The organism is Variovorax trehalosi, assembly GCF_051216415.1.
Classification (GTDB): domain Bacteria; phylum Pseudomonadota; class Gammaproteobacteria; order Burkholderiales; family Burkholderiaceae_C; genus Variovorax.
In genome coordinates, this window is sequence record NZ_JBPJZG010000006.1 from 439,712 (window position 1) to 451,622 (window position 11,911).

Below are 11,911 nucleotides of genomic sequence, written 5' to 3' on the forward strand. Positions count from 1 at the left end.
AAGGGAGGCACCAACAGCTTGCGGCGTCCTACACCGGGCGATTGTCGGTGCTGGCACAAGCGGGTGCATCTCCAGACGCAAACCCCATGCCGGCCTCTACCTCGCCCATCGTCAAGCCGCCTGCCAAGGCGCCCTCCAAGCCGACGCCGATTGCGAACGGCCTGGTCTACGTGAACCCCGAGATGCCCGGCATCCGCCGCCTGAAGCACGGCGAGCGCTTCCGCTACCGCGACGCCAAGGGCCGCTGGCTGCGCGACGTGGACGAGATCTCCCGCATCCGCATGCTGGCCATTCCGCCGGCCTACACAGAGGTGTGGATCTGCCCGCTGCCCAACGGCCACCTGCAGGCCACCGGCATCGACGCGCGCGGCCGCAAGCAGTACCGCTACCACGCCGACTGGCGCGTGATGAAGGACGAGACCAAGTTCGACCGGCTCGAAGCCTTCGCGCTCGCCCTGCCACGCATCCGCGCCCGCGTCGCGCGCGACCTGCAACCGGCGAGGGGCCAGAAGGTGCCCGGGCGCAGCCAGGTGCTCGCCGCCCTGGTGCGCCTGCTCGACACCACGCTGCTGCGCGTGGGCAACGAGGAATACGCGAGCAGCAACGGCTCCTTCGGCCTCACCACGCTGCGCAACCGCCATGCAGCCGTGCAGGGCTCGGCGCTGCGGCTGCACTTCAAGGGAAAGAGCGGCGTGATGCACGAGGCGAAGCTCGAAGACCCGCGCGTGGCGAAGGTGGTGCGCCAGTGCCAGCAGTTGCCGGGGCAGGCGCTTTTTCAGTACGCGGACGAAGAAGGCGAACTGCGCGGCGTTTCATCCACCGACGTCAACGACTACATCGCCGAAGCCGCGGAAGGCGCCGAAGGCGACCGCTTCACCGCCAAGGACTTCCGCACCTGGCACGGCACGGTGCAGGCCCTGGAACTCACGCGCCTGGCGTGCGAGCCGGGCCGCACCGCCTCGGACGGCAGTCGCTACAGCGCCAAGGACATCCTCGCGGCGGTCGCCAAGCAACTGGGCAATACACCGGCCGTCTGCAAGAAGGCCTACGTGCACCCGGCCGTGCTGGCGCTGGGCAGCGCGCTCGCGGACGACGACGAGGATGCGGCCACCGCGTTGTTCGAGAAGATTGCTGGCCGCGCGACGGCCAAGCCTTCGCGCGGCCTGTATGCGGCGGAGCGGCGGCTGCTGGCTTTCCTGCGAACGCACCGGCAGGCGCAAGTGCGCGGACGGCGCACCGGCACGCGACGGAAATCTCAGCCGGTCGCGAGCGAAAGGCGCACGCTGTCGCCTTCCAGCGCAATGGCGTAGCCCATGTCCTCGGCGAGGTTCTGCAGCGCGACGGCATCGATGGCCAGCGCGCGCGGTGCGCGATGCGCGTCGAGCACCGGGTTCACGCCACCGGCTTCGCGCGGCACCGCGATGAGCCGCAGCGCATCGGTGCCGACCGACTCGACGCGGATCGCGCCGGCTTCGGCCACGCCGTCGTGCAGATAGCCCAGCGCGCCCAGGAACAGGTAGCGCAGCGCTGCGGCAGCAGGCCAGCGGGGTTCGTCTTCCTGCGGGTCGAGCGAGGCTTCGACATCGAGCGTTACGCCGTGCAGGTCGAAGGCCGAGCGCATCAGGTTCACGCATTGCGCCACCAGCGCGCTGCGGGTGATGCCGTCGTCGGTGGTGGCCAGTTCCCAATCGCGCAGCGACCGGATGGCTTCCACCAGTTCCGACACCTGGTTGTCGATGAGAGCCACGCGCTCTTCGCACGCGGCACGATCGACGGGGTCGGCTGCCACCTGACGCTTGAGCATCAGCACCGCCATGCGCACCACCGAGACGGGCGCGGCCATGTCGTGGCGCAGGGCCGGCAGGGCGCGCGTGAGCAGTTCGTGGCGCACGCCCGCGGCGATCCAGCTGCGCGCTCCGGGCGAAGATTTCATTGCGCTGCAGCCCAGTTGGGGGCGCAGCCCACACGGCGGAGGGTGGCTGGAGACACGGTCACGAGAAACTTCCTGAAGCGGGGAGAAGGCAACAAGTATCGTGCCCGCCTCCCCGGCCAGGTGTAGGAGCGTGCCTACGCTTTCAGCACCCAAGTTCAGTGATTCAGGGTTTTCCGAGGTAGGTGCGCACGTCCTTTGCCTCGACGCCGGCGGCGGCGACGGCCGAACGCAACTGCGCCTCGGTCACGCCCAGCGTCTGCGTCCAGTAGCGGACCTCGTGGGATTCATTGACATTGATGCGGGCTGCATCCTGCGGTCCGCGCTTGCTCAGGTCATCGGCCATGGTGTGGATTCCTTGTTGAAGGCTCCCACGATGCAGCGTCCGCAGGCGTCCGGCTGGCGGACGGCAGCGCACCTCCTTGCAGGATAAATCCGAGGGTGCACGCGGCGGAGGTTGGAGATGTCCGGAAGCAGCGCGCCCGCGCGGGGCGCCACGCCTATCGTCGGCCGCTCCTTCACTCCCGCGACCGCAACACAGCATGACACCCGAACAGAACAAGCGCGCCGTCACCGAGGCATGGAAGGCGTTCGCGAGCCGCGACGCAGGGCGCATCCGGGCCGCGTTCACCGACGACGCCGAGTGGCTCGCGCCCAAGGACAACGCCACCGGCGTGGCCCTCGGCTTCACGGATCACATGATCGGACCCGACACGATCGTGCGCTTCCTCGTCGAAGAATTCCCGAAGCTCTTCGTGGCCGACGTCTCGGTGGACTTCACCCAGCTGCTCTGCGACGACGAAACCGTGGTGCTCGAAATGCGCCTGCAGGCCACGCTCGCCAACGGCCGGCGCTACGACAACGACTACTGCTTCATCCTCGAACTGCGCGAAGGCCGCATCGCCCGGATGCGCGAGTACATGGACACGCAAAAAGGCCGTCGCATCGTCATCGGCGACCTTCCCGAGGACCTCAGGGCCGCCGGGCCTGCGCTTGCAGTTCCCGCTTGAGCAGTTTGCCGTTGGCAGTGGTGGGCATGGCGTCGATCACCTCGACGCGGGCCGGCCGCTTGTAGGGCGAGAGGTGCTCGGCCAGGTAGGCGCGCAGCGCGGCCTCGTCGAGCGAGGCGCCGGGCTTCATCTCGGCGAAGGCGACGATCTGCTCGTTGCCATCGACCTCCGGCACGCCGACCACTGCGCACAGGTGCACACCCTCGAAGCGCCCGATCACCGCCTCGATCTCGGCCGGGTACACGTTGAAGCCCGAGCGGATGATCATTTCCTTCAGCCGGCCGACCACGAAAAGCGCACCGTCGTCGCCGAAGCGCCCGAGGTCGCCGGTGGCGTACCAGCCGCCAGGACGCATCACCTGCGCGGTGGCCGCCGCATCGCGGAAGTAGCCGAGCATCAGGCCGGGGCCGCGCAGCCAGATTTCACCGGTCTCTCCCTGCGCCGCTTCCTGGCCGTCGATGCCCACGATGCGCGCCTCGCCACCCTCGACCGCATGCCCGGCCGCCGTGTCCGCGCGCGGCGCCTCGGTGCGCGTGAGGAACACCGAGCCCGCGTATTCCGAGAGGCCATAGCCGTAGTGCAGCGGCTGGCCGAACAGGTGCTCCACCCGCTGCTTGAGCCCGAGGTCGAGCGGCGCGGAGCCGGTGTACACGTAGCGCAGCCGCGGAAAGCGCGGCGCGGCGTGCTCGGCCTCGATGTGCGCGAGCAGCCGCGCATACATCGTCGGCGGCCCGAGCAGGTTCGACACCTGTTCGTTCGCGAGCGCATCCAGCACATCGGCCGGCGAGAAGCTGCCGCGCAGCACCAGCGACGCACCGCCCGTGAGCGCGGCCATCAGCACCGTGCCGATGCCGAAGATGTGCGTCATCGGGAGGAACGCGTAGACGCGGTCGCGCCCGTCGAGCGCGCGCACGGCCGCCGACACGCGCCCGAAGTGCAGCAGGCCGCGGTGCGACACCATCACACCCTTGGGCATGCCCGATGTGCCGGAGGTGAAGATGATTGCGGCCGTGTCGGCCAGCGCTGGGTCGGGCTCCGGCTGCGCTTCGGCGCGCACGGCCGAGTACATGACGCCCGGCAGCCCGGCCGGCGCCGCGGTGGCGCGCTCCGCATACTGGCGCGCGGCGGCCGAGGAACCGGTCGTGAAACAGCACAGGCGCGCATCCGCACGCTCGACGATGGCCGCGATCTCACCCGGAGACATGCGCGCATTCACGCCGCACGACCACGCGCCGACGCGGCTGCATGCCATGAGCAGCGCGATGTGCGCGGCGCAGTTCTCCGCGACCAGCACCACGCGGTCGGTCGGGCGCACGCCGGCGTCCAGCAGGTCTTGCGTGGCCGTGTCGGCCATCGCCTGCAACGCCGCATAGGTGGTGGTGCCGCCAGTCTCGAAAAGGAAGACGGCTCCCGGCGTGCGAGTCGCGCGTTCTTCCAGCAGGCTGTGAATGCGTTGCATCGGCTATTCCGCCTCGATGCCCTTGGACGCGGTCGCCCAGAGCTTGCGGTCGGACTGCCCCTTGGTCGCCAGCAGCTCCGCCCCGCCCGACCACACGTCGTAGCCCTGCTCGCGCAGGCGGCTCGCGATGTCCTCGCGCGCCAGCATCTTGTGCGCCGCCGCGTTGATGCGCGCGACCAGCGCCGGGTCCATGCGCGCCGGGCCGTAGAGGCCGAACCAGCCGCCCACGTCGTAGTCGGCCACGCCCGATTCGATCATCGTCGGCACCTCGGGCAGCATGCGGTTGCGCTGCCGCGAAGTGACCGCCAGCGCGCGGAGGCGCCCCGACTGGATGAAGGGCCGCGAGGTCGCGATGATGTCGAACATCATCGGCACCGTGCCCGCCATCACGTCGGCGAGCGCGGGCGCGCTGCCCTTGTAGGGCACATGCGTGAGTTGCACGCCGGTCATCTTCTCCAGCAGCGCGCCGCTCAGGTGGTTGGAGGCGCCCACGCCAGCCGAGCCGTAGAAGAGCTTGCCGGGCTTCGCCTTCGCATAGGCCAGCAGCTCGGCCACGTTGCGCACCGGTAGGTCCTTGTTGACCACGAGCACGTTGGTGTAGTCCACCAGCGGCGCAATGGGCGTCAGGTCCTTCATCGGATCGAACGGCATGTTGCGCTGCACGTTCGGGTTGATGGTGATGGTCGGGCTCGCGCCGAGGAACAGCATGGCGCCATCGGGCGGCGCCTTGGCGACCGTGTTGCCGCCGAGCGATCCGCCGGCGCCGGGGCGGTTGTCCACGATCACCTGCGTGCCGAGTTCCTGGCTCAATGCGGGCGCGAGCAGGCGCGCCGCACCATCGACCGGTCCGCCGGCGGAATAGCCGACGACGAGCTTGATGAGCGATGGCAGCGGCGGCTGCTGCGCGAAGACGCGCGCGGGCAGCATGGACAGCAATGCGCTGCCCGCCAGCGCGGCCACGGCATGGCGCCGGGAGAGATCGAAGGATTCCATGAGCGTTGTCTCCTGTTGTTTATTTCTTCGGCGCTCGCATCGCTCAGGCCGGAAGGTCCAGCACCTGCCGCGCGAGGATGTTGCGCTGGATCTCATTGGTGCCGCCGTAGATCATTGCGGCCGTCGCGCCGATCAGCGGAGACAGCACATTGAAGGTCTGTCCGTCCAGCACCTGGTCGCCGGCGACCGCGCCCTGCTCTTCGCCGGCTTCGACCAACAGGGCGCCGATGCGGTGATAGGTCTCGCTCGCCCAGATCTTCAGCAGCGACACGGATGCGGGCAGCGGCTTGCCCGCCCGCACGATGTTGGAGAAGCTGGTGTAGGCGGCGGTCAGGTCGGCCACATCGAGCCGGAGCGCCGCGAAGCGCTGCGCGAACACCGGCTCCGCGAACAGGCGCCGCGCCTCTGCGAGCCGCGCGAGCTGTCCCAGCGCGTACTGCGACTGCTTGGGGCTTCCGAGGAAAATGCGCTCGAAACCCAGCAGCGCTTTCGCAATCGTCCAGCCGCCATGCAGCTGGCCGACGAGGTTCTCGGCCGGCACACGCACGTTGTCGAAGAACACCTCGCAGAACTCCGGCTCGCCCGCCAGCGTGTGGATCGGCCGCACCGTGATGCCCGGCGTGCGCAGGTCGCACAAGAGGAAGCTGATGCCCTCTTGCTTGCGCGCCTCCTTGTCGGTGCGCACCAGCATGAAGATGTGGTTGGCGTCCTGCGCGAGCGTGGTCCAGATCTTCTGGCCGTTGACGATGAAATGATCGCCCTCGGCATCGCGGCCCGCGATGGCATCGGTGCGCAATCCCGCGAGATCGGAGCCGGCACCAGGCTCCGAATAGCCCTGGCACCACACGTTCTCGCCGCTCAGGATGCGCGGCAGAAAGCGTTGCTGCTGCTCCGGCGTGCCGTGCTGGATGAGCAGCGGCCCGATCATCACGATGCCCTGGTCGGGCGCGCGTGCCACGCCGTATTGCTCCAGTTCCTCGATCCACGCGATGAGCTTGTCGGCCGGCAGGCCCATGCCGCCGTGCGCCTCTGGCCAGGCCGGGGCGATCCAGCCCTGCGCGGACAGCGTGAGGTACCAGTCGCGCATCTCACTCCACCGCGCGCGGTGCGAGAGATAGCGAAGGGCCTGCGGATAGCGCTGCTGCAGGAAGCCACGCACCATGCGGCGGAACTCAGCCTCGGGCATGGCGGACCAGTCGGCGGTGCGGGGGAAGTCGCCGGTCCATGCGGCGGTGCTTGCCGTTGCTTCGCTTTCGCCCACGAGCAAGCCGTGCCGATGCTGATGCGCAGTGGCGTTGCCCAGCCACGCCGAGAGGCACAGCACGCGCTTGTAGAACAGGCTCAGGTCGCATTCCTGCGTGTAGCCGATGGCACCGTGCAACTGCACGGAAGTGCGCGAGGCTTGAAGCGCTGCGGCTGTGCATCGCGCGTTGACGCGGCTCGCCTCGGCTTCGAGTCTTTCCGTGGAAATCTCTTGCGCTGCCAGCGCCAGCACCTCGTTCAGCGTGGCCTGCGCCACTTCGAGGTGAATGAACATGTCGACGCAGCGGTGCTGCAAGGCCTGGAAGCTGCCGATGGGCTTGCCGAACTGCGAACGCGTGCGCAGGTAGGCCAGCGTCTGCGCGAGCATCGCCTGCCCCGCGCCGAGCAGCTCGGCGGCCTGCAGGATCTGGCCCGCCGCAAGTGCATGGCGCAGCGCGTCCTGCGCGCCCGGCCCTTCGGCCAGCACCGCTTCCGGCGGCAACGCGACCTGCTCGAAACGCAGGCTTGACGCCTCTCCACCATCGACCAGCGGCACCACGGTTTCGCACGCGCCTTCGGTGCCGCGCGGCACCCAGAGGATCACTGCGTCGTCTTCGCCACGCGCCGACACCAGCCAGCCGCTGGCGGCCGCGCCGGGCAGCACCATGAGCTTCTCGCCCTGCAGCAGCACGCTGCCGGCACGCCTTTCGCAACCGCAGGCAAGCGGCACGGCGCTCAGGTCGCCCGCGCTTTCCTGCCAGGCCAGCGCGGGCAGGCTTCGGCCTGCGATCAGGTCGGAGAGCAATGCGCGGGCCGCGGGCGTGTCCAGCCGCGCCAGCAACAGCGCACTCAGGCCAGCCACAGCCAGCAGCGGCTCGGGCGCCGCATGCTCGCCGGCCGCACGCAGGATTTCTGCCGCGCCATCGAGATCCAGCCCCAGGCCGCCCGCGGATTCGGGTGCGAGCATGCCCGTCCAGCCCAGCTCCGCGAACGCGCTCCAGCCCTGCGCTTCGCCGACATCTGGCCGCTCCATCAGCGCACGCCGTCGTTGCGTGGCGCGGCTGCGCACGAAGTAGTCGAGCGCCGCTTCGCGCATTGCCGAGAGTGATTCGATATCCATGGCCGCAGCGTGGCAGAAGACTCCGGCGGGCGGCATTTGCATTTGCCGAAGGGAGGGTTTCGCAATCACGGAGCCACCTCGCGCGGGACGGGGCTAGATTCGGCGCATGACCACCAAGATCAAGAAATCCCTGCACACCGAGTTGGGCCACAGCACCCCCGACAGGATCACCGTGCGCGGGCGCGACCTGCCCTCGGAAATCCTCGGCCACCTGAACCTCGGCGACATGGCTTTCCTGGAGCTCACGGGGCGCATCCCGACGCCGCAGGAATCCGTCACCTTCAACGCCATCGTCGTCACGCTGGTCGAGCATGGCGTGACGCCGAGCGCGCTGGCCGCACGCCTCACCTATGCGGGTGCGCCCGAAGCGCTGCAGGCCGCCGTCGCCGCGGGCCTGTGCGGCCTCGGCACCGTGTTCGTCGGCAGCACCGAAGGCGCCGCGAAGATGCTGTACGAGGCGATCCCCTTCGGCGAGAAGCCGTCCCGCCCGCTGCCCGACATGGCGAAGGACATCGTGGCCGATTTCCGCGCGCGCAAGCAGATCGTGCCGGGCCTGGGCCATCCGCTGCACAAGCCCATCGACCCGCGCACGCCGCGCCTGTTCCAGATCGCAGCCGAGAACGGCCTCTCCACCCACTATGTCGCGCTGATGCAGGCGGTGCAGGGCGAAGCGGAGCGCGTCTCGGGCAAGTCGCTGCCGATCAACGCCACCGGCGCCATCGGTGCGATCGCCGCGGAGTTCGGGTTCCCCTGGAAGATCATCCGCGGCATCGGCGTGATGGCGCGCGCCATCGGCCTGGTGGGCCACATCCTGGAGGAGATCGACGACCCGATGGCCATCGAGATCTGGCAGCGTGTGGAAAAGGAAGCCGGCGGCCCTCGCCAGGATTGAAGAAAAAGCAACGACCGATGAACAACGCCAACGACAAGAGCTTCCCCGACATCCGCGACGCCGTGCGCGACCTGTGCGCGCAGTTCCCCAACGAGTACTTCCGCAAGATCGACGAGGCCCGCGGCTACCCCGCCGAATTCGTCGATGCGCTCACCAAGGCCGGCTGGATGGCCGCGCTGATCCCGCAGGAATACGGCGGCTCGGGCCTCGGCCTGACCGAAGCCTCGGTGATCATGGAAGAGATCAACCGCTGCGGCGGCAACTCCGGCGCCTGCCATGGCCAGATGTACAACATGGGCACGCTGCTGCGCCATGGCAGCGAGGCGCAGAAGCGCGAGTACCTGCCGCGCATCGCCACCGGCGAGCTGCGCCTGCAGTCGATGGGCGTGACCGAGCCCAGCACCGGCACCGACACCACGAAGATCAAGACCACCGCGGTGAAGAAGGGCGACCGCTACGTCATCAACGGCCAGAAGGTGTGGATCTCGCGCATCCAGCACTCGGACCTGATGATTCTGCTCGCGCGCACCACGCCGCTCGCGGATGTGAAGAAGAAGTCCGAGGGCATGTCGATTTTCATCGTCGATTTGCGCGAGGCCATCGGCAAGGGGATGACGGTGCGGCCGATCCTGAACATGGTCAATCACGAGACCAACGAACTGTTTTTTGAGAACCTCGAGATCCCGGCCGAGAACCTGATCGGCGTGGAAGGCCAGGGCTTCAAGTACATCCTGGACGGCCTCAATGCCGAGCGCACGCTGATCGCGGCCGAATGCATCGGCGATGGCTACTGGTTCATCGACAAGGTGACGGCGTACACGAAGGAGCGCGTCGTCTTCGGTCGCCCCATCGGCCAGAACCAGGGTGTGCAGTTTCCGATTGCCGAGGCATTCGTCGAGATCGAAGCAGCCAACCTCATGCGCTACGAAGCCTGCCGCCTGTTCGACGCGCACGAGCCCTGCGGCGCGCAGGCCAACATGGCGAAGTACCTCGCAGCCAAGGCGAGCTGGGAAGCGGCCAATGCGTGCCTGCAATTCCACGGCGGCTTCGGCTTCGCCTGCGAATACGACATCGAGCGCAAGTTCCGCGAGACGCGGCTCTACCAGGTGGCACCGATCTCGACCAATCTCATCCTGAGCTATGTGGCGGAGCACATGCTCGGCCTGCCCCGCTCGTTCTGAAGGGATCGCACCCATGACCGATTCGAACCACCCCAGCAAGGTACTCGCCACCTTCGCCGCCGAACTGAAATTCGCGGACATTCCCGCCCCCGTGCTGCGCCGCACCGAAGACCTGATGCTCGACTGGCTCGGCTCGGTGCTCGCGGCCCGCACCGCGCGGCCGATACGCAGCATCGAGCGCTTCGCGCAGATGATGGGTCCCGCCGATGGGCCGAGCGAAATACTGACCTCGCGCCGCACCAGCTCGCCGGTGTTCGCCGCGCTCGTCAATGCCGCGGCTTCGCACTTCGTGGAGCAGGACGATGTGCACAACGGCTCGGTGTTTCACCCGGCCGCCGTGGTCATCGCACCGGCGCTCGCCGTGGCGCAGAGCATCGGCGCGAGCGGCGCGCAACTGCTGACCGCCGTGGTCGCGGGCTATGAGGTCGGCATCCGCGTCGGCGAATTCCTCGGGCGTTCGCACTACAAGACCTTCCACACCACCGCGACGGCGGGCACGATTGCCGCTGCGGCAGCGGTCGGCCGCCTGCTCGGCCTCTCGCCGCAGCAGATGCTGCATGCGTTCGGATCGGCCGGTACGCAATCGGCCGGCGTGTGGGAGTTCCTGCGCGATGCCGCGGACTCCAAGCAACTGCACTGCGCGCATGCCGCATCGAGCGGGCTGATGTCGGCGTACCTCGCGCAAGACGGTTTCACCGGCGCAGCGAAGGTTCTCGAAGGCGCGCAGGGCCTCGGCGTCGGCATGTCGAGCGACGCCGACCCTGCAAAGCTCACCGATGGCCTCGGCACCCGCTGGACGCTGGCCGAGACCTCGTTCAAGTACCACGCCTCCTGCCGCCACACGCACCCCGCCGCCGACGCACTGCTGCAAGTGATGACACAGAACAAGCTGAAGCACGGCGACGTGGCCCGCGTCACCACGCACGTGCACCAAGGCGCCATCGACGTGCTGGGCCGCGTGACCGTGCCCGCGACAGTTCATCAGGGCAAGTTCTCGATGGGCACGGTGCTCGGCCTGATCGCGGTGCACGGCCGCGCGGGTCTGGGCGAATTCGACCGCGACTTTCTCGCGCCCGAAGTCGCGGGCTTTCGCGACAAGGTGGCGATGCAGCTGGACACCGAAGTCGACACCGCCTACCCCGCGCGCTGGATCGGCAAGGTCAGCGTGGAAACCGCCGACGGCCGCACGCTGCAGGGTCGTGTGGACGAACCCAAGGGCGACCCGGGCAACAGCCTGAACCGCGCGGAGATCGAGGACAAGATGCAGCGCCTCGCGCACTACGGCGAAGGCGCCACGGCCGAAGAGGCCAAGGCGGCGTGCCAGCGCATCTGGCAGTTGGCCGATGCACCGAAGGTCGCTCGTCTGCTAGGTTGAGTCGTCTCAGTCGAACAGCCGCCCGTGGCCGGGCGAGCGTGCATCGAGCCCGGCCTTGCGCACCAGGTCCCAGAAACCCGCGGGCGAACTGGAGACCACGGGCACCTTCAGCAGCGCCTCGACCTCGCGCACCGCATCGAGCGTGACCAGCCCGCCGCAGGAAATGAGGATGCCGTCCGCGCCCGGCTGCGCCTCGAACACCTTCCGGCTCAAGTCCACCAGCACCTGCGTCGACACCGTGCCGACTTCCTGCACGTCGGAGATCGACAGGCCTTCGAGCGCCAACGGCTCGAAGTCGTTCTGTTCGAGGTAGTTCCGCAACTGAACGTTGACCTCGTCGATGTACGCCGTCGCCACCGCCACGCGCCGCACATTCAGGCTGCGAAGCCCGACGACGATGGCATTGCTCATGGTCGTGCAGGGCAGCCCCGTGGCGCGTGCCATCTCCACTTCGAGTTGCCGGTTGAATGCGGCGCCGCGAAAGAAGCTCAGCGACGTGCCCATCAGCGACACGGCGCTCACGCCATCGGCCTTCAGTTCCAGCGCCTTTCCGATCACCGAGTCGATGACTTCGGTGTAGCCGCGCGTGGAGATTTCGCCGAGGCCAAGGCCGCGCGCGCTGAAGCGGATGCGGTCGCCATACAGCAGCGGGCCGTCGACCGGCACTGCGCCGGCTGCGGGTGGCACGATCAAACCGAGATGCTCCACA

The 11,911-nt window shown here is 68.3% G+C and carries 11 protein-coding genes; 5 read left to right on the plus strand and 6 right to left on the minus strand.

The window, feature by feature from the left end; genetic code table 11:
- Positions 1 to 86: 86 nt before the first annotated feature.
- On the plus strand, positions 87 to 1,310 hold the full coding sequence (locus ACSFA7_RS24000; protein ID WP_435501673.1) for a DNA topoisomerase IB: 1,224 nt from the start codon (positions 87 to 89) through the stop codon (positions 1,308 to 1,310).
- On the opposite strand, the gene ACSFA7_RS24005 is transcribed toward ACSFA7_RS24000, so the two are convergent.
- Both ACSFA7_RS24005 and ACSFA7_RS24010 read right to left on the minus strand, forming a co-directional pair.
- A complete protein-coding gene (locus ACSFA7_RS24005) occupies positions 1,256 to 1,933 on the minus strand; it encodes a hypothetical protein (protein WP_435501674.1) in 678 nt (225 codons plus the stop codon). The genes ACSFA7_RS24000 and ACSFA7_RS24005 overlap by 55 nt on opposite strands.
- Before the next feature lie 163 nt (positions 1,934 to 2,096).
- The gene (locus tag ACSFA7_RS24010) at positions 2,097 to 2,276 is read right to left on the minus strand and encodes a DUF3606 domain-containing protein (RefSeq protein WP_435501675.1); all 180 of its coding nucleotides are present in this window, start codon (positions 2,274 to 2,276) and stop codon (positions 2,097 to 2,099) included.
- 196 nt (positions 2,277 to 2,472) lie between these two features.
- On the opposite strand from ACSFA7_RS24010, the gene ACSFA7_RS24015 reads away from it, so the two are divergent.
- Positions 2,473 to 2,940, plus strand: a complete 468-nt coding sequence (locus ACSFA7_RS24015; RefSeq protein ID WP_435501676.1) for a nuclear transport factor 2 family protein — start codon at positions 2,473 to 2,475, stop codon at positions 2,938 to 2,940.
- On the opposite strand, the gene ACSFA7_RS24020 is transcribed toward ACSFA7_RS24015, so the two are convergent.
- Genes ACSFA7_RS24020 through ACSFA7_RS24030 form a run of 3 tightly spaced genes read right to left on the minus strand, consistent with a single transcriptional unit; the run spans position 2,903 to position 7,754 of the window.
- On the minus strand, positions 2,903 to 4,399 hold the full coding sequence (locus ACSFA7_RS24020; RefSeq protein ID WP_435501677.1) for a class I adenylate-forming enzyme family protein: 1,497 nt from the start codon (positions 4,397 to 4,399) through the stop codon (positions 2,903 to 2,905). The genes ACSFA7_RS24015 and ACSFA7_RS24020 overlap by 38 nt on opposite strands.
- Positions 4,400 to 4,402: 3 nt before the next feature.
- On the minus strand, positions 4,403 to 5,392 hold the full coding sequence (locus tag ACSFA7_RS24025) for a Bug family tripartite tricarboxylate transporter substrate binding protein (RefSeq protein ID WP_435501678.1): 990 nt from the start codon (positions 5,390 to 5,392) through the stop codon (positions 4,403 to 4,405).
- Between the two features lie 43 nt (positions 5,393 to 5,435).
- Entirely contained in the window at positions 5,436 to 7,754 is a 2,319-nt protein-coding gene (locus ACSFA7_RS24030; protein ID WP_435501679.1) for an acyl-CoA dehydrogenase family protein, read from the minus strand.
- A 106-nt stretch (positions 7,755 to 7,860) separates the two neighbouring features.
- Here ACSFA7_RS24030 and ACSFA7_RS24035 point away from each other — a divergent pair, with 106 nt between their 5' ends.
- Genes ACSFA7_RS24035 through ACSFA7_RS24045 form a run of 3 tightly spaced genes read left to right on the plus strand, consistent with a single transcriptional unit; the run spans position 7,861 to position 11,202 of the window.
- Positions 7,861 to 8,646, plus strand: coding sequence for a citryl-CoA lyase (locus tag ACSFA7_RS24035; RefSeq protein ID WP_435501680.1), 786 nt, complete (start codon positions 7,861 to 7,863; stop codon positions 8,644 to 8,646).
- A gap of 17 nt (positions 8,647 to 8,663) precedes the next feature.
- Positions 8,664 to 9,827 carry an acyl-CoA dehydrogenase family protein gene (locus tag ACSFA7_RS24040; RefSeq protein WP_435501681.1) on the plus strand — a complete coding sequence of 388 codons (1,164 nt, stop codon included), beginning with the start codon at positions 8,664 to 8,666 and terminating at the stop codon, positions 9,825 to 9,827.
- 13 nt (positions 9,828 to 9,840) lie between these two features.
- On the plus strand, positions 9,841 to 11,202 hold the full coding sequence (locus tag ACSFA7_RS24045; protein ID WP_435501682.1) for an MmgE/PrpD family protein: 1,362 nt from the start codon (positions 9,841 to 9,843) through the stop codon (positions 11,200 to 11,202).
- Positions 11,203 to 11,208: 6 nt separating this feature from the next.
- On the opposite strand, the gene ACSFA7_RS24050 is transcribed toward ACSFA7_RS24045, so the two are convergent.
- Complete coding sequence (locus tag ACSFA7_RS24050; RefSeq protein WP_435501683.1) at positions 11,209 to 11,910, minus strand: arylmalonate decarboxylase; 702 nt, start codon at positions 11,908 to 11,910, stop codon at positions 11,209 to 11,211.
- Position 11,911: the final 1 nt, after the last annotated feature.